The organism is Chryseobacterium sp. YIM B08800, assembly GCF_026163565.1.
In the GTDB taxonomy this organism is placed as follows: domain Bacteria; phylum Bacteroidota; class Bacteroidia; order Flavobacteriales; family Weeksellaceae; genus Chryseobacterium.
This window is the reverse complement of record NZ_JAPDKN010000002.1, coordinates 155,537-181,831: the sequence shown is the minus strand read 5'-3', so window position 1 is coordinate 181,831 and position 26,295 is coordinate 155,537. Positions and strand designations below refer to the sequence as shown.

The following is a 26,295-nucleotide window of genomic DNA, read 5'->3' as shown; positions in this document are numbered from 1 at the left end:
AGCGGCGCTAATCTTCGATTAGCGCCGCTTTTTTATAATATAATCTTAAACTTTAGCCTTCATATCTGCAACGATATTCATCGCTTCCTGAAGGTAAGAATCTTTTCTAAGGTTCTTGATCCACATTTCAGATTTCTTCTTGAAAACCTCATCCTTCTTCTCTCTTTCGATCTCTGCAGGATACATTTCAAATTTTAATCCGTTGTCAAATTTCGTAAGCTTTTTAAACTTTTCAATTTGAGACTTTCTGTGTTTCATCAAGTCATTAAACTTATTGATATTTAAAGTAATGGTCTCTTCTTTGTCTAATTGCTCTCTCCATTGAGCGGACTCAAGCAACAATTGATAGTTTGCATTTTTTGCCATTCTGTCGTTGCTCGCTTTTTCTAAAGCTTTAACATCAAAATAACTCAGCTTTTGGAAAGTAGCACTCGGAATTTTGTCCCAAGCTAAAGCAAAATCATCATATCTTTCCCCAATTTCTGCATAAGTAAAGAAGTCTTTCATCTGAACGTCAGAAACAATTCCTTTTCTCTGATTAGATTCTCCGGTTATTCTGTAGAACTTCTGAATCGTCAGTTTTAAAGATCCGAAATCGTCTTCACTATTTAAGAATCTGTTTAGGTCTACAAAAGTTTGTACCGTTCCTTTACCATAAGATTGTGGCGAACCTACAATAATTGCTCTTCCGTAATCCTGCATTACACCAGCTAAAATTTCTGAAGCCGAAGCTGAAATTTCATTCTGCATAATTACTAAAGGGCCCGTCCAGATTGGAGTTTCCTGCTTGTTTTTTAATGTCTGAATTTTTCCGTTTCCGTCTTTTACCTGAACATAAGGACCTGCATTCATAAATAATCCCATGATATCACCAACTTCCGTTAATGAACCACCACCGTTATTTCTAAGGTCTAAAACAATTCCTTCAATATTCTGAGCTTTCAACTTGATGATTTCGTTTTTGATGTCATCAGAAGCATTTCTTCCTTTTTCATCTTCGAAATCTGCATTAAAGCTTGGAAGATTGATGAATCCGTATTTTTTTCCGTTTGGAGAATTTACAATAATACTTTTCGCAAAAGTATCTTCAATAGCCACTTCTTCACGGATCATCGTTACTTCTACAATCGTTTTATCTTTTTTCTGAACCGTTAAAGTAACCGGAGTTCCTTTTTCTCCTCTGATCAAACGAACTGCCTCATCAGAAAGCATTCCCACAACGTTTACGTGATCTTCTTTCGGTTTAGATTTTACTTTTAAGATTTTATCACCTTCTGAAAGTTTTTTAGATTTCCAAGCCGGAGCCCCGATCGTTAATGCACCTAAATAAAGATTTCCTTTTTTCTCCTGAATAATAGCCCCGATTCCGATCACTTTTCCTTTAAACTGAGTATCAAAATCTTCTTTATCTTTTGGAGAATAATAATTGGTGTGCGGGTCGAAAACTTCTGTATAAGCATTCATATACACCGAAAACCAGTCCATTTTTTTTCTTTTTTTGAATCTGGTAAAGGTTTCTTTCACCAAATCTTTTACCTCGTCTGTAGCTTTTGTCAACTTTTGCTGAGGGCTAAGAATCTCAAGTTTAATGGTATCTTTCAGCTTAAACTTCTGAACTGAATCTTTTTTTTCTTTCTGAGCTTCTTCTTTGCTGTTCATCGATTCAATTTCCTGAAGAATATTGTATTTGATGAATTTTTTCCACTCATTATACTGCTCCTTTTGATCTGCAGGAACTTTTTTCAATTTAGATTCCAAAGTAAGCGTTTCGTCTTCTTCCAAATTAATTGGCTTGCTGAAAATCTCTTGGGTGATTTTATCGATTTCATCTACTCTTTGATATAATCTATCAATTGTCAGCTTATAAAACTGCAAATCCCCCTGATTGATATAATCGTCAAGCTTTGTTTCGTGCTTGGCAAATTCGTTCATATCAGATTGAAGAAAATATCTTTTCCCAGGATCGATCATTTCAAAATAATGCTTGTAAACATCTTTTGAATAGGCATCATTGATAGGTTTTGGACTGTAGTGTAAGTAAGAAAGAGTATTTTTAACGCTTACCATTATCGTCTGCATTTTCTCATCGTCATTCTTTGGCGAGTTGAAACAAAACATAAGACTTGTTAATGGAATAAAGAGTAGAAATTTATTTAGCTTAAAATTTTTCCACATAAATCTGTAATATATTTTTATTAAATTCTTTTAAATCATATAATAAGTAGCATTTATTAAATGACTGTTACAAACTATCAAATTTAATACCTTATTTACAATTATCAATTAGTTTTAAGTAATTTTGTTAAAATTAAATTTTTATGGAAAAACCACTTATTCTGGTAACAAATGACGACGGTATTACAGCTCCGGGTATCAGAAATCTTGTAGAATTTATGAATGAAATAGGGGAAGTAATTGTGGTTGCTCCCAACTCTCCACAAAGCGGAAAAGGTCACGCAATCACGATAAACTCGACCTTAAGCTATGAAGAAGTACAGCTTGGAGGCCCACAAAAAGATTTTTCATGCAGCGGAACTCCTGTTGACTGCGTGAAGATGGCTTTAGATAAAATACTTCCAAGAAGACCAGATCTTGTGGTATCGGGAATCAATCATGGGGCAAACTCTTCTATCAATGTAATTTATTCGGGGACGATGTCTGCAGCTGTAGAAGGCGGTGTAGAAGGTCTTCCTTCGATAGGTTTTTCACTTTTAGATTTTAGTTGGGAAGCAGATTTTACGCAGGCAAAAGAATATATTCAGGAAATTGTAAGAAAAACTTTAGAAAACCCAATGCCTAAAGGAGTTGTGCTTAATGTAAATATTCCCAAGCTTTTAAAAGAAGAAATAAAAGGGGTAAAAATCTGCAAACAGGCTCATGCAAAATGGGAAGAAAGTTTTGATGAAAGAATCAACCCGCATGGTAAAAAATATTACTGGCTAACCGGATATTTCAACAATATGGATGAATCTGAAGATGCAGACGAAACAGCTTTGGCAAACGGATATATCTCAATTGTTCCGGTGAAGTTTGATATGACCGCTTATGAATATATGAACACCCTTCGTGAAGTAATGGATTTTAAATAATGTACGAAAAATTAGACAATCCTGTATATCATTCACTTAATGAATATCATGAAAAGTTTTGCTTAAACTTCGGAGATTCTAAGTTTTACAATCCTGAAGTCGCCGCTTTCGGAGGTTCATCAAACGTCGCAAAAGAAAAAGACATCACAGAATATTTAAAAATCTGTGATGATTTTCTCATTTTCGGAAATAAACCAGATTTAGGAGAATTTAAAACAGAAATATCTCAGCTTGTTTGTGATCAATATGTTTTAGAAAACAAAATTGAACTCGACTATACTGATGAAGTCATTGAACTTCAGAATGAAAACCACGAAGAGTTATTAGCTTTTGTTAAAAAGTTTTATCCGCATTATTTTAAAAACAGAACTCCGGAATTAGGAAAATATTTTGGAATTTTTAAAGACGAAAAACTCGTTGCTGTAACTGGGCAAAGAATGCAGATGAATGACATGACGGAAGTAAGCGCCGTTATCACAGACACAGATTATCTGGGAAAAGGTTTTGCCAAACAGTTGGTTGCATTTGTTTCCAATACAATATTTAAAGATGGTAAAACACCATTCCTGCATGTCGCTGAAAGCAATCTCGGAGCAAAGAAACTTTATGAAAAATTAGGTTTTGATCTGAGAGGTAAAATAAATTTATGGGGGTGTGAAAAGATAATTTTTATGCCCTTTATATTGTCCTTTTGTCTTGAAACAAAAGAACGAAAAATTCAAGACTTGGAAACTTCCGCTAAAAATAAATTCTATTCTCTAAAAATTATCTTTTTGAAACCTTAACTACTTGTCCGAACATAAGTCTTAAGATATCTAAAGAATTAATTCTTACATTTTTATTTTCTTCAAGTTTAAGACTATGCTTTAATTCTTCATAATTTGAGTAATCAAAGCTTGAAATTCTTTCAACTACCTCATTGCCTTTTACTATAAACAAACCCTTATAGTCTTTATATTTTGATGGCTCTAGCCTTTCAAAATATAAATTTAAATCTTCAAAATCGTAATATTTAGTTTTAAAAAACTTTTTTATAGTGATTCCATTTTTTGTTATCAAAATCTGTGTATGGATATTTATAAAGAAAAACCAAATAAAAATCAAACAAATAATGAAAAATAAACTTTTGATTACCAATGAAATGCTAAATTCATTCTGTAAATCTTTTATATTATCAAAAAGAATTAAAGAAAAAACAGTTGATATCATAAAAGTCAAAAAATAAATTATCAGAAAGGATTCAAAGTTTCTCTTTGATTTTACTTCTTCTATAAATTTCATAATCTTTTCTTAAAACAATACCTTATCCTCTTTTCTCAATTCTTCCAGATATTTACTTTTGTCGTCTCTGTAAAACAGGTTCATCGTCTCAAAAGGGATCATTTTTAAATCTTTATTGACAATATGAACGCAAGATTTTTTCACCGCTCGAACATCAAAATCATGAGCATCCATAAAATTCATAATAATGATTCTGAAGAGATTATCGTAATCTAAATTTGGAGCCGAAACTTCTGGAAGACAGCAAAGTAATTGATTTACTTTAGGCTGAACTTTATCTACTGAAATACCTGTACTGAAAATATCCAAAAGCTGCATCTGCAAACCTTTGTCTTGCTCATAAACGATGGTATTTCTGGTCTCATTATTCAGCAAATCAGCAGGATTGATATATCGTGTTAAAGGAATCGTTTCGCCTTCCAGTTTTAAAATATACCCCATCGCCAAAGCATCCGGATTACACGGAACCGGAATAATATCATCTCCTTTCAAAAGCGGGAACTGGTTTAAAATTTCCTGTCTTACTTCCGTTAAAGTAATTTTTTCGTGTGCAGAATCTTCTCTGTTTCTTCCGGCAACTTCTACAGGCTGAAAAGTAATTCCACGGACGCATTTTTGTTTTAAAGCAAAGTCAATGAGTTTCCCTATTTCATCGATATTTTTCCCCTTTTGAAGAACAATCACCAACGTTGTAGAAAGATTTAATTCATTTAATTTTTCCAAAGCTTTCATCCGAACATTCGTAAGATCTTTTCCTCGGAAATCTTCCAAAACTTCGGGTTTAAAAGAATCAAACTGAAGATAAATTTCAAATTCAGGAGCATAAGTTGCTAATTTTTCAGCAAAACCGGGATCATTCGCAATACGAATTCCGTTGGTATTTAACATTAAATGTTTGATCGGTTTCGACTTGGCAATATCCATGATCTTAAAAAATTCAGGATGAATAGTCGGTTCGCCTCCACTGATTTGTACAACATCGGGTTCGCCTTCGTTTTTGACGATAATATCAAACATTGCCTCGATTTCTTCCAAAGTCCGATGACTTCCGTAATGTGGTGAAGACATCGCATAACACGTTGGGCACGTCAGATTGCACCGATCTGTAACTTCTACAATCGAAAGACAACTATGCTGCTCATGATCTACACACAAACCACAATCGTACGGACAACCATATTCTACATCGGTACCGAAATGAACGGGCATTTCTGAGGCTTTATTGTAGTTTCTGATGTTTTTATAATATTGAACATCCGAAGCAATCATCGTTTTAAAAAAACCGTGATCAGGACATCTTTTTGTCATAAAAACAGAGTCGTCTTCAATGATAATCTTTGCTCCTACCCTTTTCAGGCATTCCGGGCAAAGACTGATTGTATAATCGTAATACGTATAATTTCTTACCGGCATAATTTCTATTATAATTTAAATCCACAAATACATCCTCCTGCAATGAAAATCAATATTCCAGTAAGAATACCCATTAAAGCTGGTTTAAAATTGTATTTTTTATCAGAATTTGCAGCAGCCATAATTCCTAAAACTACAGCAACTATAATTGAAATAATAAATACTACCAGACCAATGAATAAAAAAATTAATCCTAATGCAGCAAGGTCTCCACCAAAACTACCGACTTCTAATAGTTTCATATTTGTTGTTTTTTAAAAGATAAATATAGTAAATGATAACCATACAACATACTATCTGAATGGTACTTAATCCCAATATGATATTATATTTCGGTTTCAGAAAATCAATAATAAACCTGAATGAAAAGTAGCACAACATGAATAACTGAAATAAAACTCCGGATCTGTAAGTATACCTTTTTTGAAAGATTTTCAATCCTATAAATAAAATCGTCAAAAATACCATTTCATATAAGGCAATAGGATGTCTTAAATATTGGTCTCCCAAATACATCCCGAAAATAGAATTGGTAGGTAATCCATAAGTTTCTTCATATATGCCGGTAAAAAAACATCCTATCCTTCCAATAAATATGGCTAAGATCAAAGGATAAACCATAAGGTCACCCGTACTTTCTTTTTTTCCAATGATCTTCTTCATAGCTTCAACGCCAATGAGACCACCCGCTAAACCTCCCACAATTGTATTGTTTAGCCAGATATACATCCAAAAATCCTTGGCATTTATCAAATCATCGGGTCTTTCTAATGAGCCAATTGTATGAGAACCTATTAACGCACCGAAAGTTGCAGCAATAAGAATCAGCAAAGACTTAACACTACTAAATTTTTCTTTATTTTTTCTTTTCAAAAATGTGTAATAGCGCATTCCCAAAAAAATCCCTAAAGATTCTGTGATGGGGTGAAGCAAAATCGTTTTACCAAAAATCTGAAATGTAACAGGAAAATCCATAAAATCAAAAGTAAGATATTTCGATTATCTTTTCCCACAAATTTTCACAGATTATTTTGCCACAGATACACACTTTTTTTTATAAAAACTGTTATTATAATTTTTCTTGAACTAAACTAATTTGTGTATTCTTGGCTGTTTACTTCACCTATTTTTTATTCTCAATCATCCGTGCTGAGCTCTGACATCTGTGAGAGTTACATTTTTCTCATAAATAAACCATAAAATCATTTATTTTAAGCTTTTCTATCAATCTTTTCCCTAATTTTATTTAAAATAATTTCCAGATTATGCGAATAGAAAATGATATAAAACTTGGTTTTAAAGACGTTATGTTCAGACCAAAACGTTCTACTTTAAAATCTCGTTCAGAAGTAGATTTAAACCGTGAGTTTACCTTCCTTCACACTCAAAAAAAATGGAAAGGCACACCCATTATCGCAGCCAATATGGACACGGTGGGAACATTTGAAATGGCTCTTGAGCTTTCCAAAGAAAAAATTATTACTGCCATTCATAAACATTATACCGTTGAAGAATGGAGCAATTTCCTCAATAATCAACCTGAAAATATTTATCAATACATCGCTTTAAGTACAGGAACAGGAAAAGCGGATGAAGAAAAAATAAAAACAATTCTCGAAAACCATCCAAAAATTGGGTTTCTCTGCATTGATGTAGCCAATGGTTATTCTGAGCATTTTGTAGAGTTTGTGAAACGTGCAAGAGCCAATTTTCCTGATAAAATTATTATTGCAGGCAATGTAGTAACCGGAGAAATGGTGGAAGAACTTCTTTTGGCAGGCGCAGATATTATCAAAGTCGGTATCGGTCCCGGTTCTGTGTGTACAACAAGGGTAAAAACCGGTGTTGGATATCCTCAATTATCGGCAATTATTGAAAGTTCTGATGCTGCACATGGTTTAAAAGGTCATATTATTGCAGACGGAGGTTGCAAAGTTCCGGGTGATGTAGCCAAAGCTTTTGGTGGCGGCGCAGATTTCGTCATGTTGGGTGGAATGTTTGCCGGTCATGATGAAAGCGGTGGCGAAATGGTGGAAGAAAATGGTAAAAAATTCAAACTTTTTTACGGAATGAGCTCAAAAACTGCAATGGATAAACATTCGGGTGGTGTTGCAGAATACAGAGCTTCGGAAGGAAAGACAGTGAAAGTTCCTTATAAAGGTGCAGTGCTCGAAACGGTGAAAGATATTTTAGGCGGAGTGCGTTCTACCTGTACTTATGTTGGTGCTTCTACCTTGAAAGAATTGTCTAAAAGAACAACTTTTATAAGAGTTCAGGAACAGGAAAATCAGGTTTATAATGATTAATCAAAATCTTAATCTTTGTAAATTCAAAATGTTAGAATAATTTGAATACCATCATAAAGCTCTATTGATAAAGGATTTATTTAAATAGAGGGGAAATTGAGGGGTTGATATTTTGCTCTTTTTTTAACTTTTTCTTCTATTTGTATCGTTCAAAAAAACTGAAATCCGAATGATGGAGGAAAAATTAATCTCTGGAGATTTTTAAACAAAATAAGTTTAAAATTTTCGGAGATTTTTTTTTGATATCTATTGTTTCAAAATTTTAATTCTAAAGAAATCACTGTAAATATTTACTGTAATAAATCGCTTTTTATCTGATTTAAAATTCACGCCAAATATCAAAATTTATTTAATATAAATGGAAAGTTAATTTTAATTCATTTATTGAAATTAAACCTTCAGTCATACGTTTCTTTTAATGTTCAGGTTTACATTGGCACAAAAGTTGAGCGAAAATACACAATCAAAAAAGACTGTAACACCCATGAATAATACATTTGTGAGGTGTTGACTTTTTATGTAGTGAACTAATAATACCAAATTATTTAAATGGGTTATCTCCATTCGTATAAATATTTACTTAGTCTTGTTCTTCTGAGCAATCTTTTTTATGCTCAAAATGAACCCGATATTGATTTTTTGGTAAAACAAATCAATACCATTCAGCTATCCGGAGAATCTGACAAAGTTTTGGACGCTTCACAAAAACTTATAAAATTATCAAATTCTATAAATAATGAAAAAGGGTTATCGTATGGCAATTATTATTTAGCCTCCTATTATTACGATCATGCAAAGTTTAAACAAAGTATTGATTATGCAAAAGAGGCACAAAAATATACGTCGTATTTAGAAACAGATCAAACGCATTCTGCCAATATTTCATCTTTATTAGCTGGAAATTACCTTCTTCTTGAGCTTTACAGCCTATCGTTTAAAAATTATCGAAAAGCGCTTGAAATCTTAAAAACCAAGCCCAATAAAACAACAAAAGATTCTCTCACAGAAAGTGCAATATATTCGCATTTGAGCTATATCTATGATAATTTTAATAAGCCGGATTCTATGCACTACTTTTTGCAAAAAGAAGATACAATTTTAAAAAAAATAAATTTAGAGGATGCTTATATTCAAAAAGGTTGTTCTTGTTTAGGTTTTGGAAATTATTATCTGAATCAAAATAAAACCGATTCTGCTCAATATTATTACAGCAAATCATTAGATCATTTTAAAGATAAAATCCATCCCTGCAAAATTGAATCGTTAATAGGACTTGGAAATCTATATACTGCTCAAAAAAAATATTCTGAAGCTCAAAATTTTTACGATCAGGCTTTAAAAAGTTTTGATCAGCATCATTTTCCGGATATTCTGAGCGAATTGTACAAAAAAATTGCCGAGCTGAAAATAGCACAGGGAAATGCAACCGAAGCAAAACAATATCAGGATCTTTATCTGAAAACGAATAAGGAATTGGATGACAGAATGAAGAAAGAAAGAGATTTTGCGTTGAATGAGGTGATGAAAGAAGAAAAAATAAAGCAGATTCTTGAAACCAAAAAAACGCAGAGAACAACCTTAATCATCATTTCTTTACTGGTATTCATCACTTTATTTATTATTTATCTTCTTAAAAAATCGAAATCTAGGAATCTGAAATCTATCGAAATCGCCCAAAAACTGCTTAAAGAAAAAGAAATAACAGAACAGGAAACGCACAAACTGAAACAACAAGTTAACGAAGCTTTCGACGAAATCATTCAATTGGCAAAAGATAATAATCCTTCATTTTATACAAGGTTTCAGGAGGTTTATCCTAAATTTCAGTCTAAAATGCTTCAGCTTAATGAAAGTCTGAAACCGAGCGAGCTTACTTTTGCAGCTTATATTTATCTCGGTTTTACAACGAAAGAGATTGCAGATTGTACTTTTAAAGCAATAAAAACGATAGAAAATAACCGTTATAATTTCAGGAAAAAAATCAACCTTTCACCCGAAAAAGACCTTCAAGTTTGGCTTAGAAATTACATCGATTCTGAATCATAAAAGAATCCCTTTCATAAAGCTTATGAAAGGGATTTATATTGTAGAATAATAATTTTCTTAAGTCAACATTCCTCCGTCAACGTTTAAAACCTGACCAGAAATATAAGAAGACATTTCGCTACCTAAAAATACACACGCATTGGCAACATCTTCAGGCTGTCCACCTCTTTTCAAAGGAATACCGTCTCTCCATCCTTGAACTGTTTTTTCGTCTAAAGCAGCCGTCATTTCAGTTTCAATAAATCCTGGAGCAATTGCGTTGCAACGGATGTTTCTTGAACCTAATTCTAATGCAATAGATTTCGTAAATCCGATAACTCCAGCTTTAGAAGCCGCATAATTTGCCTGTCCTGCATTACCTTTTACCCCAACAACAGAAGTCATATTGATGATAGAGCCCGATTTAGCTTTCATCATTGGCTTAATTACAGCCTTAGTAAGGTTGAATACAGAATCTAAATTTACTTTGATAATAGTGTCCCAATCGTCTTTTGACATTCTCATCAAAAGATTGTCTTTCGTAATTCCTGCATTGTTTACCAAAATATCAATTTTACCAAACTCAGCCATTACATCATCTACCAATTTTTGTGCAGCATCGTAATCTGATGCATCAGACTGATAACCTTTAATCTGAGTTACAGAACTTAAAGCAGTTTCCAATTCTTTCGCTTTTTCTACAGAACCTGCGTAAGTAAATGCTACTTTTGCTCCCTGTTGAGCAAAAATTTCGGCAATACCCTTCCCGATTCCTCTTGTAGCTCCGGTAATTAGTGCTACTTTTCCTTCTAATAGTTTCATATAATGATTATTTATTTTAAAAATCCAAATAACTTGAGTGGTTTAAAATTATTCAGATTGCAAATATATATATTTTGTTTTTGCGAGTTTTAATTCACTAATTAAACATTGTTTTAAAACATCACTTTATCTTCTGAAGAACTAAAATCAATCACTTCAGATTCTTTATCTTTTGTGAGGGTAAGCTTTTTGTTATCTGCAGAATATTTGTCGTAAATAACGTCTTTAAGCGGTTCATTTTTAAGATTCGTAACCCCGAATTTATCTCCTTTCTGTACCACAACTTCATCTGCTGAAAGAAAACTTACAATATCATCGTAGATAAACGGAACAATTTCCTTTCCTTCTTCATCAAGCATTCCGTAAAGGTTTTCTTTGTTTTTACAGATAATTGCAGGGTAAAACTGAAACGGTTTTATAGAAACAATATCTTTAATCGGTGTGTAAGATTTATCTGTTGGTGAAAATTTATAATAAACTTCGTCTTTTTTTACAATGACATTATTAAAGAAGATTTTCTCAATCTGAAATCCGTCATCCAAAACACTCTCAAAATTTTTATCTAAAAGCCTTTCTTCATTGTCTTTGCTTACAAAAACATAATCTTCACCTTTTATTTTAAAGCCTTCTACAACGTCATATTCTTTAGGCAAAACAACTTCCCCACTTTCTTTAATAACTGCAATTTTAGGATTTTTATAATCTTTTAGTGTTTTAAAATTACCGTTAAACAAATGATTTACATAATGATATTCGGTAGGGAAAAGTTTTCTTTCCGCTTTAGAAAAGACGCTTACTTTATTGTCTTTGATAAGGTAAATATAGTTTCTTCCCACAAAAGCCTGTTCGTAGATATTTTCTGCTAAAACCTGCTCATTTTCATCTACAATTCCATACTTATTTTTGGTAATGTCTTTTGTAATTAAAAATGGAAAACCGTTAATATCTTCGATGTAATGATTTGAAAACTGACTTACCGTTTTACCGTCGATATCTATCACATCTCCGGTTTTAATTCCGGTATTTAAATAAACTTTTCCTTTGTAAAATCTCAGGTTTTCCTTGAATGCTCTGTCAGAAACCTGTTGTCCGTCAAAATTATAAATAAACCAAAGCTTATCTTTTTTAATAAAAAATCTGCTGTCGTTTGCAAATTCTATTTTATCCTGAGAAGGGATAATTTCTTTACCATTGTAGTCGTAAACAAGATCTTTTCCATCTTTCGATACAATTAAACGGTCTCTATTTTCCCAGGTTTTGTATTTAAATTTATCTAATGGGATCAACTGATTTCCTTTTCCGTCAATTAAAGCAGTTTTTCCGTTTGATTCCCCTTCTTTTACTTTCAAAATAAACCTGTCTTTCGAAAGACGTAGAATTTCGCTTTTAAAAGGATAATTAAAGGAAATTGTTCCTAAAGAATCTACAATAGAAGAATTTCCGGTATTTGCGTCTGAAATAATTCCGTAACCGTTGGTATAAAAACGTACGTCTTTCCCAACTTGTTTAGACAATAATATCTCTTTATACTGATTGGTCTGTGCTGAAAAAATACCTGAAAGCAGAATGAAAACTAATTTTTTCAATGAAATTACTTTAAAGAATTATTAACGATTAAAACAATTTCACCTTTTAAAGTTTTACTTTTAGAGAATTCAATTAATTCATTGATTGTTCCTCTTTTAGTTTCTTCAAATTTTTTCGAAATTTCACGGCTTAAACTTGCTCTGGTCTCTTCACCGAAAAATTCTCTTATCTGTTCTAAAGTTGTATTGATTTTATGCGGACTTTCGTACAAAACGATTGTTTTTTTCTCTTCTGCAAGCTGTTTAAGCTTTGTTTGTCTTCCTTTTTTCTGAGGAAGAAAACCGGCAAAAAGAAACTCATTATTCGGTAAACCGGAAACCACCAAAGCCGGAATCAAAGCGGTTGCACCGGGAAGGCAAATCATTTCAATATCGTGATCTGATCCCGCTTTTGCCAACAAATATCCCGGATCTGAAATCCCTGGAGTTCCTGCATCGGTAATAATGGCAATATTCTGACCGTTTTTAAGGTCTGCAATCACTTTTTCTGTGGCTTGATGCTCATTGTGAAGATGATAAGATTTCAAAGGCTTTGAAATCTCAAAATGCTTTAATAAAATTCCCGAAGTTCGGGTATCTTCGCACAAAATATAGTCTACTTCTTTCAGCGTATTGATCGCTCTGAAAGTCATGTCTTCAAGATTTCCGACGGGTGTCGGAACAAAATATAAAATACCGCTCAAAATATTATAAAAATTTATTTTCTACCAATACCCAAAGTCTTTGGGCATATTCATCTACTTTTTCCCAATTTTTATCATAATATAGCTCGCTGAGATATTCTTTTGCCTCATCGATGTTTTTGCATCTGTTAAGCTCAGCAATAGAATCATTCAGATCGGTCTGGCTTCCGTTAAAAAGTACCTTTGTAAACGCTATTCTGTCATTCAGATCAAGCTTAAATTCTGGTCTTGGTTTTTCGGCCTCCATAAATTGAGTCGGAATATTTGTTTTTATTAAACTTCCGATATCTTCTTTTACAACCGGAATTTCAACTTTTTCATGTGGAGTTTCCCTTTCCAAAGGATCATCATCAAATAAGGTTTGAATGTTTTTTAAACCTCTTATGTGTGCAAGCTTTATTTTCTTTTCCTGATGATAAGCATCCAGATTTTCAAAACTTTCGTCTGATTTCGGAACTTCTGTGGTTATTTCACGTTGTGGTTTATCAATTTCAACAATTTTTCCTCTTTCAGAATCTTGTGTTTTCATTTCAACTTCTTCCGGAACTTCAGAATCTTTTTTAATTTCATTTAAAATAGATTCTACATTTGAACTTTCTGAGATAATTTCATCATTTTCATGATTAAAAGTTGAGACATATTCATTCTCAGTTTCTTCAATTAAAATTTCATCTTCTTCAAATTCATTCTCAAAAATATCGGGAATAATGTGAGTTTCAGCAGATGTTTTTTCAGAAATATGATTTTCTTCTTCAATAATTTCATTTAATTGATTATTGAAAGAAACCTCTTCTTCAGTTGATTTTTCAGCAAAAATTTCTTCGTTAAAATCATCATCACTTTCCGGCTGAGAATCTTCCAAAATTCTTTCTTCATCTACAAAACTCAAAACTCGGTCAGAATTTTCCGGTTCTTCATCTTCATCAATTTCATTGAGCTGGTTATTAAAAACGGCCTCTTCTTCTAAGTCTAAATGATCTGAAATTTCGTCTGAAACAAAGTTTTCATTGGCTTCTGGTACATTTTCTTCAGCTAAATTGACCATATTTTCATGGAAATCACTTTCAATAATTTCATTCAACTGATTATTAAAAATGGCTTCCTCTTCCTCAGTTTCAATTTTATTTTCAGAAAAAGATTCGTTTCCGATTTCGTTCAGCTCGTTATTAAAAATTGCTTCTTCTTCGGTTACCAAATAATTAGAAACCAAAGATTCGTCTTTCTGATAATCAGAAAAATTTGAATTTTGCTGTTGATAATCGCCCAGATTTTTATCCAACAATTTTAAAAAAGCAATTTTTTCCACGAGATCATTTAGTAGATCTTGTTTCGAAACCAGTTCGTCAACGTTGTTTATTCCACCCAAAATATCAATGATATTCCTGGATTCAAAAAAAATCTTATCCTTTAAATCTTGAATGTTCTGCATCGTAGATTCTTATTAAAATTGCTTACTTTTGATGTTAAAATATTACGGCTAATTTAACAAATGTTTTTAGAAAATACAATTAATCATTCCAAACAAAGCGGTTGGATGGAAGTTATTTGTGGCTCAATGTTTTCCGGAAAAACCGAAGAGTTGATCCGAAGGCTGAGAAGAGCTGAAATGGCGGGGCAAAATGTGGAAATTTTTAAACCTAAAACCGATACGAGATATTCTGATGAAGATGTCGTTTCGCACAACAAAAATAAGATTCGCAGTACTGCGGTAGAAAATCCTAACGAAATTATTTTGTTAGGCTCAAATTGTGATGTGGTAGGAATTGATGAAGCACAATTTTTTGATGAAAGTATTGTAGAAGTTGCCAATCAGCTGGCAAACAGCGGAATTCGGGTAGTAATTGCAGGTTTGGATATGGATTTTCTGGGACGACCATTCGGACCGATGCCAAATTTAATGGCTACTGCCGAATATGTTACAAAAGTACACGCCATTTGCAGAAGAACAGGAAATTTAGCCAATTATTCGATGAGAACTTCTGAAGGAAAAAACTTGGTAGAACTCGGAGAAACAGAATCTTACGATGCAGTAAGCCGAAGAGTTTTTGTAGATGAAGTTTTAAACAAAAAAGAAGTTTAATATCAAATTTATTTTTAATTTTGTTTAAATTTTAATAGTAAAAACTATCAAAAAATGATATTAGAAATTAAAAATTACATAAAAATAAGTAATTCTATAGATGAGATTCTGAAAAATTCTCCTTTCAAAATAAAATATATTATTGAAAAGACAGGAATTTCTGAGCCCACATTTTTTAGAAAAATGAAGGAGAAAAAATTCTTACCTGAAGAATTGCTGAAAATTGCTGAGATTATTGAGCCTGAAAAGGTTTCGAAAGAACATATTTTAAAGGCTATTGAGGAAGGCTTAGAAGATGTAAAAAACGGAAAAATTACCGAACATAGCCTTGTAATGAAAGAAGCAAGAGATAGAATTGCAAAAAAGAAAAATGAATATTTTTTGGACAAATAGAGCCAAATCTGATTTAGAAATTCTTGAAGATTTTCTAATTGATAATTGGGGTTTTGATGTCTTAGAAGATTTTTATGAAATTTTAGAAAGACAAATTTCTTTGCTTGAAAATGGTCATTTGAAACATCAAAAATATGAAGATACTGATTTTCACAAAGTATTAATTACTAAACATAATTCTATTATCTATGAAATTTCCGGAAATCAAATAAATCTTTTAAATATGATTAACAATTTCCAAAATCCGGAGTCTAACTATAAATTAATTACAGAAAAGTAGTTTATGAACTACACTATACATCAAATCGCAGATATCACCAATTCTAAGATTATTGGAAACGGAGAATTAATAATCAAAAACATTGCTTTTGATAGCAGAATTATTTACTCTACTAAAAATACTGCGTTTATTGCCATAAATACTTCTAAAAATTCTGGCGAAAAATTTATTGAATCTGCTATTGATAGAGGAATCAATGTCATTATTTCTGAACATCATTATTCTCAGTTTGAAAATATAACCTGGATTATTGTAGAAAATTCTGTGGAATTTCTTCAAAAATTAGCCAAATTTCATTTCGAAAATTCTCAAATAAAATCCATCGGAATTACTGGGAGTAATGGAAAAACTATTTTAAAAGAATGGCTATATCAATGTCTTTGGAATGAGTTTCCAACGGTGAAAAGCCCAAAAAGTTTTAATTCACAAATCGGACTTCCACTTTCTTTGCTTCAAATAAATGACAGCCATAAACTGGGAATTTTTGAAGTCGGAATTTCTAAGCCTAATGAAATGAAAAAGCTGGAAAATATCTTCCAGCCACAAATTGGTTTATTGACCCATATTGGAACGGCACATCTCGCTAATTTCGAATCTGAAGAAGATTTGATCGATGAAAAAATACAGCTTTTCAAAGATTCTGAAGTGATTATTTACAACGGCGATAATACTCTGGTTGATAAAAAATTAAATGATTTATATTCAAGTAAAAAATTAATTTCTTATGGACTTTCAGATGCTAACCAAGTTTACTTTAAAAATAATACTTCAAAAGACGAGCAGTTTGTTGTACACTATTTTGGTGAAGAAATATCCTTCCCAGTTCATCAAAGAGATGAAGCGACTTTAACGAATGTTTTAGCGCTGATTACGGTCTTGAAAGAATTAGGTATTGAAAATCAAAATATCGTCGAAAAAATCAACGCTTTAAAGGCTGTTGAAATGAGACTCGAAGCGATCGAAGGACAAAAAAACAACATCGTCATTAATGACTCTTTTAATCTTGATTTAGATTCTCTTAAAACCGCTCTTCAGTTTTTAAATGAATACAAAAAACCGAAAAAATCCTTGGTGTTGACCGATATTGTCGGTGTTAATTCCAATTCAAAAGAGCTGTATGAAGAAGTTTCGGAATTGGTTAATGAACAAAAATTTGATTCTGTTTTCTTAATTGGTGATGAAATATCAAAATTTAGTGATTTATTTAAAGCTAAAACCCATACTTTCATTAATACTCAGGAATTATTTGACAGTAAACATCTTACAGAAATTGAAAATCAGATTATTTTACTTAAAGGAGCTAGAAAATTTGAAATTGAGAAAGTAAAAGATTTGTTAGAGCTTAGAAAGCATGATACGGTTTTAGAAATCAATTTAAATGCACTTCTGCACAACATTAATTATCATAAATCTTTACTTAAACCAACCACAAAAATGATGGCAATGGTAAAAGCAAATGCTTACGGTTTAGGAAGTTACGAAATTTCAGAATTTTTACAGCACCATCATATTGATTATTTAGGAGTTGCTTTCGTTGACGAAGGAGTTGAACTTCGAAAAAAAGGAATTACCGTTCCTATTGTTGTCATGAATCCTGAACAACATAGTTATGACACGGTGATTCAGTATAATTTAGAGCCAGAAATTTACAGTTTCCGCGTTCTAGAATTATTTTATGAAGCCATTCAAAAATCAGGATACGACAAAAATTATCCTATTCACATTAAGCTTGAGACAGGAATGCACCGTCTTGGTTTTAAAGAATTTGAATTGGATCATTTGAGCCAGATTTTAAATAAAACCAATCTAAAAGTTCAAAGTATTTTTAGCCATCTTTCGTCTTCCGATATGCCAACCGAGAAAGAATTTACTTTAAAACAGCTGGAAACTTTTGAGAAAAATTCAAGCTATTTAATTGAAAAATTGGGCTACACTCCTATTCGACATATTTTAAATTCTTCTGGAATTACAAACTACACCAATCATCAATATGACATGGTGAGAATTGGAATAGGAATGCTCGGAGAATCACCAAATAGTGAAATACAAAAACAGTTACAATCTGTAGTAAGTTTTAAAACTGTAATTTCACAAATTTCCTTAGTAGAAAACGGAGAATCTGTAGGATATAGCAGAAGATTTAAACCGAATCAAGCGACAAAAATTGCCACAATTCCTGTTGGTTATGCAGACGGAATTCCAAGACTCATTGGAAACCAAATCGGAAATGTGGGTGTTAATAAAACTTTGGCACCAATTGTTGGAAGCATTTGTATGGATATGATGATGATTAATGTCGATCATATTCCCAATGTAAAAGAAGGCGATACGGTGACTGTTTTCAATGCAAAACCAAGCCTAAAAGAATTCGCAGAATACTGCAAAACCATAACTTATGAAGTATTAACCTCCATTTCACCTCGTGTAAAACGGATTTATGTAAAAGATTAACTATGAGAAAATTCCTGACTTTGCTGTTTGTATTTCAGCTACTTTTGATACAGTCTCAGGTAAAGAAAGATTTGGTGATTCCTAAAAATCCAAAAATCGGACTTTCACTTGCAGGTGGTGGAGCTAAAGGTTTTTCTCACGTAGGAGTTCTTAAAGTACTCGATTCTTTAGGGGTAAAAGTAGATTATATTTCCGGCACAAGTATGGGTGCAATTGTAGGAGGTTTGTACGCTTCAGGATATTCGGGAAAGGAAATTGAAAAAATTGTGATGGATACAGATTTCTATTCATTAATCAGAGATCCAAAATCAAGAAAAGAAAGTTCATTTTTCAATAAATCTGTCGATAAATATCTTTTCTCTATTCCTTTAAAAAACGGAAAGATAACCCTTCCCTCTTCGATCAGTTCGGGGCAGAAGAATGTTTATCTTTTAAAAGAATTATTTAAAAACGTTTCCAACGTTAATGATTTCTCAAAACTTCCTATTCCATTTATGTGTGTTGCCACGAATCTAGAAAGTGGAAATATGAAAATTTTTGAAAGCGGAGATTTAGTACAGTCTATTATGGCAAGTTCTGCGTTTCCTTCTTTAATGGATCCTGTAAAAATTGGCGACAGCATTTATATTGACGGCGCAATGACCGTAAACTATCCTTCAAAACCATTAAAAGATAAAGGAATTGACATTGTAATTGGGGTAGATTTAAATCAGGATTTATCTAAAAGAGAAGATTTAAATAATATTATTTCAATTCTTAATCAGGTCATCGATTTCGGCATTCAAAAAGATACAAGAAGGCAGTATAAACATACCGATATCAACATCAAGCCAAATCTTACCGGAATGACCGCTACAAGCTACGATGACAAGAAAAAAATTCTCGATAGCGGATATGTAGAAGGTTTAAAATATGCTGCAATATTAGATCAATTACCAAAACGTGAATTTGACCGCCTTAGACAGCCAATAAATCCAATATATTCTAATGTATATAAGATTGACAGCATTTCAATAGAAGGAGGCAAAATTTACGGCAATAACTACGTTCTCGGGAAAATGGGTCTTCGCCTTCCCTCTTTGCAAACTTATGGCAGTATCAATAAAGGTTTAGACAAATTGGTTGCTACCAATAATTACCGTTTTATTAATTATGATATCATCACAGAAAACAATATAAATTATCTAAAATTATATGTAACTGAAGATGAAGCTCGTCATTTTCTGAAAGTCGGACTTCATTACGATGAAATTTTCAAAACAGGACTTCTATTAAATTATTCAGCTAAAAGACTTTTATTCAAAAATTCAAATCTTTCTTTAGATGTGGTTGTTGGTGATAAACCCAGATATTACTTAAACTATTTTATAGATAACGGATATATTCCTGGCTTTGGTATTTACTCTTCAGGGATGAGCTTCGATTTAAAGAATAGCTCAAACATTAATGCAGATAAATGGGAATGGCTCCGCAACGAAGCTTACATACAGTCTGTTTGGAGAGATAAATTCGCAATAGGAGCCGGAATTAGCCATGACTATTTTGAAGCAGAAATAAACGGTTTAAATAAGCGCTACAACCGTTTCTTAAATCCTTATGTATTCCTGAAAAGCGATACCCAAAACGATCGCGATTTTCCTACTAAAGGATTCTATCTTAATGCAGAAGGAAAAGTAATCGACTTAATGAAATCTGAAGTTGAAAAAAGATTAATTCAGGTGAAAGCCGATGTGAGAGTTAATCTTCCAATTACAAAACAGCTTAGTTATCATCTTAATCTGTATGGCGGAATTACCATCGGCGAAAATTTACCTGAGTATTATCAGTACAGATTGGGAGGAATATTTGAACAGAATATTGTCAATTTCAAAAACTTTTCAGGTTTTTATTTTGCACAGCTTAATACAAATAATGTAGTTTTAATTTCAAATGATCTTCAGTTCAAATTTTATAAAAATTTATTTTTGAGCGGAAATTTTTCTTTCGCCAATCTTTCAGACGACATAAGCTTTGAAGACGCTGTAAAAGTTAATTATAGCTCTGTTGGTGCTACTCTAGGCTATAAATCTCCGTTTGGACAAATAAAACTGAATTTCAGTCATTCACTAAAAAATAATCAAAAAGGCATATTCAGTGTTATTTTAGGGCACTGGTTTTAAAAAAATGATACAATTCTTTTACGAAAATTTACCCGAATCGGTAAATACAGAATACACAACTTGGTTGAAAGACATCATTCTTTCAGAAGGAAAAAAGCTTGGCGAAATAAATTATATTTTCTGCGACGACGAATATTTATTGAAAGTAAACCAAGATTATTTACAGCACGATTACTATACAGATATCATTACTTTCGACTATGTAAAAGGTAAAACAATAAGCGGAGAGATTTTCGTATCTTTGCAGCGCATTTCAGACAACGCTTCTACCCTATCCAAAAATTATGAAGAAGAACTTAGAAGAGTCTTGGCTCATGGTATTCTTCATCTTTGCGGATATAAAGATAAAACTGAAGAAGAAGAACAGTTAATGCGAAATAAAGAAGATTTTTATATCGCAAAGTATAATTAAATCTTTTTAGAGCTTATTCCCGCTCTCCGCACTCGCTATTTTCTTTTTTAAAAGAAAATGAGCTCAGACAAATGCTACGATCGGGGCGAAATAAAGCACACTACAAGCGATTATAGCTTGTAAATTTAAATAATGTTTCACGTGAAACATTTAGACAAAAGATTAAAATTAGAAGCTTAAAACAAGCAATAAAAAATGATTTCAGAAATATATGATGTAATCGTAGTAGGTGCAGGTCATGCAGGTTGTGAAGCTGCTGCCGCTGCTGCCAATTTAGGTTCAAAAACTTTATTGGTTACTATGAATATGCAGACCATTGGGCAAATGAGCTGCAACCCGGCAATGGGTGGAATTGCCAAAGGACAAATCGTAAGAGAAATCGATGCGATGGGAGGATATTCAGGGATTATTGCAGATAAATCTGCGATTCAATTCAAGATGCTTAATCTTTCAAAAGGTCCTGCAATGTGGTCTCCAAGAACACAGAATGACAGAATGCTTTTCGCGGAAGAATGGCGTTTGGCATTAGAAAACACTCCTAATCTTGATTTTTTTCAGGATATGGTAAAAAGCTTAATTATCGAGAATAACAAAGCAGTTGGTGTTGTCACTTCATTAGGAATTGAAATAAGATCTAAATCTGTTGTTTTAACCAATGGAACTTTCCTTAATGGATTAATCCATGTTGGTGACAAGCAATTGGGTGGCGGAAGAATGGGTGAACCAAGAGCTTTTGGTATCACAGAACAACTTTCTTCATTAGGTTTTGAAGCTGGGAGAATGAAGACTGGTACTCCACCGAGAGTAGATGGAAGAAGCCTTGATTATTCTAAAATGGAAGAACAAAAAGGAGATCAAAATCCTCAGAAATTCAGTTATTTAGATACACCGAAGTTAACCAAACAATTAAGCTGTCACATTGTTTATACAAATGAGGCAGTACACGATATTTTACGTGAAGGATTTGATAGAAGCCCAATGTTCAACGGTACAATTCAAAGTTTAGGTCCAAGATATTGCCCGAGTATTGAAGATAAAATTAACCGTTTTGCAGAAAGAACAAGACATCAGTTATTTGTAGAACCAGAAGGTTGGAAGACTGTAGAAATCTATGTCAACGGTTTTAGTTCATCTCTTCCGGAAGATATACAGATTAAAGCAATGAAACAAATTCCAGGATTTGAGAATGTAAAAGTATTCAGACCTGGCTATGCTATTGAATATGACTACTTCCCCCCTACTCAGTTAAAGCATACTTTAGAAACAAAATTAGTAGATAATTTATACTTTGCAGGTCAAATCAACGGTACAACCGGTTATGAAGAAGCAGCAGGACAAGGTTTGATGGCGGGTATCAATGCACACAATAAAGTTCACGAAAAAGAAGAATTTATCCTTAACAGAGATGAGGCTTATATCGGGGTTTTAATTGACGATTTAATAACAAAAGGTACTGAAGAACCTTATAGAATGTTTACTTCCAGAGCTGAATACAGACTTCTTTTAAGACAAGATAATGCAGATATCAGACTAACTGAAAAAGCATATCAATTAGGTTTAGCAAAAGAAGAAAGATTAAAAAGAGTTGAAGAGAAAATCACTAAAAGTCAGGAACTTGAAGCCTTTTTACGAGAAACTTCTTTAAAGCCAGGAATCATTAATCCTATTCTTGAAAGCATTGAAAGTAATCCTGTAGATCAGGCTTACAGAGCTTCACAATTCCTTACTAGACCAAATATTACTTTAGAAAAATTAGAAGAAATTGATGCAATAAAAGAAGTTTCTTCTCAATATGATGATGAAGTAAGGGAGCAGGCTGAAGTAAATATTAAGTATAAAGGCTATATTGAAAAGGAAAAAGAGAACGTTGCAAAGCTTAATCGTTTAGAAAATGTAAAGATTCCTGAAGATTTTGATTATTTAAAAATCTCAAGTTTATCTGCAGAGGCTAAACAAAAAATGAATAACGTAAGACCAAAAACAGTTGCTCAAGCAGGAAGAATAAGTGGTGTTTCGCCAGCTGATATCAATGTTTTATTAGTCTATTTAGGACGTTAAGTACAAAATGTTTCACGTGAAACATTTATAAAATAAAAGCAAAAATTAAGGTATTTATGAGGTTATTTTAAACTCTGAATATCTTAATTTTTAATTTAAAAGAAATAAGCTAAATGAAAATAAAAGATCATTTTCTTTCTCAGGAAATATTTGAAATTAAAGAAACAGAAACAAAAGGAGTTTTTAAAACCTCCCCTATTCCATCGAATATTTCTAAATATTATGAAAGTGAAGATTACATATCTCATCATCAGGATTCTGGAAGTTTAAAAGAAAAATTGTACAAATTTTTACAATCATTCAATTTACAGTATAAAAAAACAATTCTTTTAGACAGAATAAAAAAAGGTTCAAGAGTTTTAGATTATGGTTGTGGTGCAGGAGAATTTGTAAAATATATAGAAAATGATTTTGAAGTTTTCGGTTTTGAACCAAATGCAGATGCAAGAAAAGCTGTGCAAAATAAAATTTCAAAAGCTACAATTTTAGATAATATTAATACTATTGAAGATCTAAGTTTAGATGCAATTACGCTTTGGCATGTTTTCGAACACGTGGAAAATCAGGATGAGATGCTTGAAATTTTCAACAAAAAATTAAAAGAAAAAGGGTTACTAATTATTGCCGTTCCCAATCCTACTTCTTATGATGCAAAACATTATAAAGAATTTTGGGCAGCTTATGACGTACCAAGACATGTCTATCATTTCTCAAAAAAAGGAATGGAAAATCTTATAGCAAAGAAACCAAACTGGAAAATCAGAAAAATCAAACCTTTGATTCTAGATTCGTATTACATCTCAATGTTGAGCGAAAAATACAAAAAATCACCCTTATTTTGGCTAAAAGCAGTAATCTACGGAACGATTTCTAACATAAACGCCCTTTTTTCTAACGAATTTTCAAGTTTGATATACATTATCGAAAAAAAATAGAAAATCGATTTTTAACCTATTTATAGAGGTCGATTTTCACCATTTTTCTTTAAAAAATAAAAACTCGAGATACAATTTCGAGTTTTTTTATTTTTTGTACTCCTACTCTACTTTCAATTTTAAGCTCATATATTTTATAAAATCAAAAATTTCAAAATTGAAGATTTAAAATATTAGTAACTTGTTAATAACTCCAGAAAATAATAAAAATAGAAACTACTATTTATTTTAAACTAACCGTCTGAGAATCGTCTATATTTTTTTTATTAATAATTTATGCATTACAGCAAATATAAAATAGTAGAAATTGAAAAAGGTAAAATAACAATAATCTAAAATTTTAATATTAAAAAAAATTCAATTTAAAAATAGAATATAATCTCAAACTATGCCTCTGAGAATCGCACAGAATTTTTTTTATTAGTAATTGATCGCTATAGAAGAGAGAAAATAACACTAAATGGAAAAGTAAATAAGTTTGAAAAATTTATCTTTGAAAGAAAGTTCAAACAAACCCTCTGAGAATCGTGTAGATTTTTTTAAATTGACAACAGCACAGTCTAACAGCTTCAGAAAACCTCAAAATTTTTTTTAAAAATATCCTCAATAGTTTTGAGGATATTCAAAAAAGGAAAAAGTCTGCTATTGTTTAGCAGACTTTGAAAATATTGTTTAAAGTTTAGTTGTTGATTGCAGCAACACCAGGAAGTTCCAGACCTTCCAAACTTTCAAGCATTGCTCCACCTCCGGTAGAAACATAACTTACTTTTTCTCCATAGCCGAATTGTTTTACGAAAGCTACACTGTCTCCTCCTCCAACTAAAGAGAAAGCTCCTAATTTTGTAGCTTCAGCAATGCTATCACCTAAAGCTACAGTTCCACCAGAAAAATTAGACATTTCAAAAACACCGATTGGTCCATTCCAAAGAATAGTTCTTGAATTTAGTAAAACATCATTAAACTGATCTCTAGATTTTGCACCTGCATCCAATCCCATCCATCCTTCAGGAATTTCATAAATATCAACTTCTTTTCTTTCAGCGTCATTATTAAAACTTTCAGCAATAATAGTGTCTGAAGGAAGATAAACTTTTACATTATGTTGTTTAGCTTTTCCTAAAATTTCCAAAGCCAATGGTAATTTATCTTCTTCAACCAATGACGTACCAATTTTTCCACCCAAAGCTTTAATGAATGTAAATGCCATTCCACCACCAATAATTAAATTATCAACTGCTGGTAATATATTTTCTATAATGGTAATTTTAGTTGAAACTTTAGAACCACCAAGAATTGCGGTAATTGGTTTTTCACCACTCTTCAATACTTTATCGATAGCCTGAAGCTCTTTAGCCATTAGTAAACCGAAAAATTTAGTCGAATTAAAAAACTGAGCGATTACTGCAGTTGAAGCATGTGCTCTGTGAGCTGTACCAAACGCATCATTTACATAAGCGTCGGCGAGCTTAGAAAGCTTTTCTGCAAAGGCAACATCGCCTTTTTCTTCTTCATTATGAAAACGTAGATTCTCTAACAAAAGGATTTCTCCTGCTTTAAGTTCAGAAGCAGCTTGTTCAGCCTTCTCTCCTACACATTCATCGACAAATTTTACTTCCTGACCCAATACATTAGAGACTTCATCTACAATATGTTTTAAAGAAAACTCATCTTTAACCTCTCCTTTTGGTCTTCCCAAGTGAGCCATTAAAATAACAGAACCCCCATCTTTAAGAATTTTATCTACTGTAGGTTTTACAGCTACAATCCTAGTATTATCGGTTACCTTCAGCTGATCGTCCTGCGGAACATTAAAATCTACTCTTACCAGAGCTTTTTTGTCTTTGAAATTGAAATCATTGATTGTTTTCATACGTAAATCTATATTTTTTGTCAAATGAAGTCGTCTCGCTAAACCAAGATTTGAATTTTCAAACCTGGAGCGATTTCACAAATTCTTTTGAAATTTTGTTTCACAAATGTAAGATTTTAAAGTCTCGCAAAAAATCGAATCTTTTAAAAGTTTTCAAAAAATTCCCCACAAAGCTTTACCCACCAATCAACACTATCATCTTTTTTTTTAAAAGAAAGAATGAATACTGTTGTTGAGTGTTGTGAGTTTCGGGGATAACTTTAACGATAAAACTTGATAACATCTAATTTATCCGTAACTCAGATTTAATTCACATTTTAAAATGCTGAAAATCTGTTTTTTCAGCTACTTACTAACAATTATGGATAACTTTTCCACTATTCTGATTATGGATAACAGATTTATGGAAAAACTAAGGAATACTCTAAAAAAAGTTTTTAAAAATTTTTAAT

At 32.2% G+C, this 26,295-nt stretch carries 22 protein-coding genes; 12 read left to right on the top strand and 10 right to left on the bottom strand.

Annotation, left to right across the window (positions count from 1 at the left end):
- Positions 1–45: 45 nt before the first annotated feature.
- A complete protein-coding gene (locus OEW74_RS01150) occupies positions 46–2,175 on the bottom strand; it encodes a carboxy terminal-processing peptidase (protein WP_265426738.1) in 2,130 nt (709 codons plus the stop codon).
- 143 nt (positions 2,176–2,318) lie between these two features.
- Between OEW74_RS01150 and surE the strand changes: the two genes are divergently transcribed.
- Positions 2,319–3,089 (top strand): 5'/3'-nucleotidase SurE, encoded by a 771-nt coding sequence (gene surE / locus OEW74_RS01145; RefSeq protein ID WP_265426737.1) that lies wholly within the window; start codon positions 2,319–2,321, stop codon positions 3,087–3,089.
- The gene (locus OEW74_RS01140; protein WP_265426736.1) at positions 3,089–3,874 is read left to right on the top strand and encodes a GNAT family N-acetyltransferase; all 786 of its coding nucleotides are present in this window, start codon (positions 3,089–3,091) and stop codon (positions 3,872–3,874) included. Before surE ends, OEW74_RS01140 begins: the two co-directional genes overlap by 1 nt.
- Here the strand turns inward: OEW74_RS01140 and OEW74_RS01135 are convergent.
- From OEW74_RS01135 to OEW74_RS01120, 4 genes are read right to left on the bottom strand one after another with little or no spacing between them, the layout of a single operon-like run.
- Positions 3,855–4,370, bottom strand: a complete 516-nt coding sequence (locus tag OEW74_RS01135; RefSeq protein WP_265426735.1) for a hypothetical protein — start codon at positions 4,368–4,370, stop codon at positions 3,855–3,857. The genes OEW74_RS01140 and OEW74_RS01135 overlap by 20 nt on opposite strands.
- 9 nt (positions 4,371–4,379) lie before the next feature.
- A complete protein-coding gene (locus tag OEW74_RS01130; RefSeq protein WP_265426734.1) occupies positions 4,380–5,783 on the bottom strand; it encodes a radical SAM protein in 1,404 nt (467 codons plus the stop codon).
- Positions 5,784–5,791: 8 nt separating this feature from the next.
- The gene (locus tag OEW74_RS01125; protein WP_265426733.1) at positions 5,792–6,025 is read right to left on the bottom strand and encodes a hypothetical protein; all 234 of its coding nucleotides are present in this window, start codon (positions 6,023–6,025) and stop codon (positions 5,792–5,794) included.
- A complete protein-coding gene (locus tag OEW74_RS01120) occupies positions 6,003–6,758 on the bottom strand; it encodes a prolipoprotein diacylglyceryl transferase (protein WP_265426732.1) in 756 nt (251 codons plus the stop codon). The genes OEW74_RS01125 and OEW74_RS01120 overlap by 23 nt, the downstream gene beginning before the upstream one ends.
- A 290-nt stretch (positions 6,759–7,048) precedes the next feature.
- Between OEW74_RS01120 and OEW74_RS01115 the strand changes: the two genes are divergently transcribed.
- Together OEW74_RS01115 and OEW74_RS01110 are read left to right on the top strand one after the other, a co-directional pair.
- Positions 7,049–8,089: a GMP reductase gene (locus OEW74_RS01115; RefSeq protein WP_265426731.1), complete on the top strand. Its 1,041-nt coding sequence runs from the start codon at positions 7,049–7,051 to the stop codon at positions 8,087–8,089.
- A gap of 549 nt (positions 8,090–8,638) precedes the next feature.
- A complete protein-coding gene (locus OEW74_RS01110) occupies positions 8,639–10,135 on the top strand; it encodes a tetratricopeptide repeat protein (protein ID WP_265426730.1) in 1,497 nt (498 codons plus the stop codon).
- A gap of 57 nt (positions 10,136–10,192) precedes the next feature.
- Here the strand turns inward: OEW74_RS01110 and fabG are convergent, their stop codons facing one another.
- The 4 genes from fabG to OEW74_RS01090 form a co-directional block, all read right to left on the bottom strand.
- Entirely contained in the window at positions 10,193–10,936 is a 744-nt protein-coding gene (gene fabG / locus OEW74_RS01105) for a 3-oxoacyl-[acyl-carrier-protein] reductase (RefSeq protein WP_265426729.1), read from the bottom strand.
- A gap of 113 nt (positions 10,937–11,049) precedes the next feature.
- Positions 11,050–12,522: a WG repeat-containing protein gene (locus tag OEW74_RS01100; RefSeq protein ID WP_265426728.1), complete on the bottom strand. Its 1,473-nt coding sequence runs from the start codon at positions 12,520–12,522 to the stop codon at positions 11,050–11,052.
- 5 nt (positions 12,523–12,527) lie between these two features.
- On the bottom strand, positions 12,528–13,205 hold the full coding sequence (gene rsmI / locus OEW74_RS01095) for a 16S rRNA (cytidine(1402)-2'-O)-methyltransferase (protein WP_265426727.1): 678 nt from the start codon (positions 13,203–13,205) through the stop codon (positions 12,528–12,530).
- Between the two features lie 4 nt (positions 13,206–13,209).
- The gene (locus OEW74_RS01090; protein ID WP_265426726.1) at positions 13,210–14,634 is read right to left on the bottom strand and encodes a hypothetical protein; all 1,425 of its coding nucleotides are present in this window, start codon (positions 14,632–14,634) and stop codon (positions 13,210–13,212) included.
- Between the two features lie 60 nt (positions 14,635–14,694).
- On the opposite strand from OEW74_RS01090, the gene OEW74_RS01085 reads away from it, so the two are divergent.
- The 8 genes from OEW74_RS01085 (at position 14,695) to OEW74_RS01050 (ending at position 23,973) form a co-directional block, all read left to right on the top strand.
- Positions 14,695–15,285, top strand: a complete 591-nt coding sequence (locus tag OEW74_RS01085) for a thymidine kinase (RefSeq protein WP_265426725.1) — start codon at positions 14,695–14,697, stop codon at positions 15,283–15,285.
- A 54-nt stretch (positions 15,286–15,339) separates the two neighbouring features.
- Complete coding sequence (locus OEW74_RS01080; RefSeq protein ID WP_265426724.1) at positions 15,340–15,678, top strand: hypothetical protein; 339 nt, start codon at positions 15,340–15,342, stop codon at positions 15,676–15,678.
- Positions 15,656–15,958, top strand: a complete 303-nt coding sequence (locus OEW74_RS01075) for a type II toxin-antitoxin system RelE/ParE family toxin (RefSeq protein ID WP_210148467.1) — start codon at positions 15,656–15,658, stop codon at positions 15,956–15,958. Before OEW74_RS01080 ends, OEW74_RS01075 begins: the two co-directional genes overlap by 23 nt.
- A gap of 3 nt (positions 15,959–15,961) precedes the next feature.
- A complete protein-coding gene (locus OEW74_RS01070; protein ID WP_265426723.1) occupies positions 15,962–18,409 on the top strand; it encodes a bifunctional UDP-N-acetylmuramoyl-tripeptide:D-alanyl-D-alanine ligase/alanine racemase in 2,448 nt (815 codons plus the stop codon).
- A 2-nt stretch (positions 18,410–18,411) separates the two neighbouring features.
- The gene (locus tag OEW74_RS01065) at positions 18,412–20,568 is read left to right on the top strand and encodes a patatin-like phospholipase family protein (protein WP_265426722.1); all 2,157 of its coding nucleotides are present in this window, start codon (positions 18,412–18,414) and stop codon (positions 20,566–20,568) included.
- Between the two features lie 4 nt (positions 20,569–20,572).
- Positions 20,573–20,980 (top strand): rRNA maturation RNase YbeY, encoded by a 408-nt coding sequence (gene ybeY, locus OEW74_RS01060; RefSeq protein ID WP_265426721.1) that lies wholly within the window; start codon positions 20,573–20,575, stop codon positions 20,978–20,980.
- Positions 20,981–21,175: 195 nt separating this feature from the next.
- Positions 21,176–23,038, top strand: a complete 1,863-nt coding sequence (gene mnmG / locus OEW74_RS01055; protein WP_265426720.1) for a tRNA uridine-5-carboxymethylaminomethyl(34) synthesis enzyme MnmG — start codon at positions 21,176–21,178, stop codon at positions 23,036–23,038.
- 113 nt (positions 23,039–23,151) lie between these two features.
- Complete coding sequence (locus OEW74_RS01050; RefSeq protein WP_265426719.1) at positions 23,152–23,973, top strand: class I SAM-dependent methyltransferase; 822 nt, start codon at positions 23,152–23,154, stop codon at positions 23,971–23,973.
- Positions 23,974–24,652: 679 nt separating this feature from the next.
- On the opposite strand, the gene OEW74_RS01045 is transcribed toward OEW74_RS01050, so the two are convergent.
- Positions 24,653–25,843 carry a phosphoglycerate kinase gene (locus tag OEW74_RS01045; RefSeq protein WP_265426718.1) on the bottom strand — a complete coding sequence of 397 codons (1,191 nt, stop codon included), beginning with the start codon at positions 25,841–25,843 and terminating at the stop codon, positions 24,653–24,655.
- Between the last annotated feature and the right edge of the window lie 452 nt (positions 25,844–26,295).

Coding starts and splice junctions, on each gene's coding strand:
- OEW74_RS01120 (WP_265426732.1), bottom strand. CDS start 6,758: ATGGATTTTCCTGTTACATTTCAGATTTTTGGTAAAACGATTTTGCTT.
- OEW74_RS01125 (WP_265426733.1), bottom strand. CDS start 6,025: ATGAAACTATTAGAAGTCGGTAGTTTTGGTGGAGACCTTGCTGCATTA.
- OEW74_RS01110 (WP_265426730.1), top strand. CDS start 8,639: ATGGGTTATCTCCATTCGTATAAATATTTACTTAGTCTTGTTCTTCTG.
- surE (WP_265426737.1), top strand. CDS start 2,319: ATGGAAAAACCACTTATTCTGGTAACAAATGACGACGGTATTACAGCT.
- OEW74_RS01150 (WP_265426738.1), bottom strand. CDS start 2,175: ATGTGGAAAAATTTTAAGCTAAATAAATTTCTACTCTTTATTCCATTA.
- OEW74_RS01075 (WP_210148467.1), top strand. CDS start 15,656: ATGAATATTTTTTGGACAAATAGAGCCAAATCTGATTTAGAAATTCTT.
- OEW74_RS01115 (WP_265426731.1), top strand. CDS start 7,049: ATGCGAATAGAAAATGATATAAAACTTGGTTTTAAAGACGTTATGTTC.
- OEW74_RS01050 (WP_265426719.1), top strand. CDS start 23,152: ATGAAAATAAAAGATCATTTTCTTTCTCAGGAAATATTTGAAATTAAA.
- OEW74_RS01045 (WP_265426718.1), bottom strand. CDS start 25,843: ATGAAAACAATCAATGATTTCAATTTCAAAGACAAAAAAGCTCTGGTA.
- OEW74_RS01130 (WP_265426734.1), bottom strand. CDS start 5,783: ATGCCGGTAAGAAATTATACGTATTACGATTATACAATCAGTCTTTGC.
- OEW74_RS01085 (WP_265426725.1), top strand. CDS start 14,695: ATGTTTTTAGAAAATACAATTAATCATTCCAAACAAAGCGGTTGGATG.
- OEW74_RS01140 (WP_265426736.1), top strand. CDS start 3,089: ATGTACGAAAAATTAGACAATCCTGTATATCATTCACTTAATGAATAT.
- OEW74_RS01135 (WP_265426735.1), bottom strand. CDS start 4,370: ATGAAATTTATAGAAGAAGTAAAATCAAAGAGAAACTTTGAATCCTTT.
- OEW74_RS01065 (WP_265426722.1), top strand. CDS start 18,412: ATGAGAAAATTCCTGACTTTGCTGTTTGTATTTCAGCTACTTTTGATA.
- ybeY (WP_265426721.1), top strand. CDS start 20,573: ATGATACAATTCTTTTACGAAAATTTACCCGAATCGGTAAATACAGAA.
- OEW74_RS01080 (WP_265426724.1), top strand. CDS start 15,340: ATGATATTAGAAATTAAAAATTACATAAAAATAAGTAATTCTATAGAT.
- mnmG (WP_265426720.1), top strand. CDS start 21,176: ATGATTTCAGAAATATATGATGTAATCGTAGTAGGTGCAGGTCATGCA.
- OEW74_RS01090 (WP_265426726.1), bottom strand. CDS start 14,634: ATGCAGAACATTCAAGATTTAAAGGATAAGATTTTTTTTGAATCCAGG.
- fabG (WP_265426729.1), bottom strand. CDS start 10,936: ATGAAACTATTAGAAGGAAAAGTAGCACTAATTACCGGAGCTACAAGA.
- OEW74_RS01070 (WP_265426723.1), top strand. CDS start 15,962: ATGAACTACACTATACATCAAATCGCAGATATCACCAATTCTAAGATT.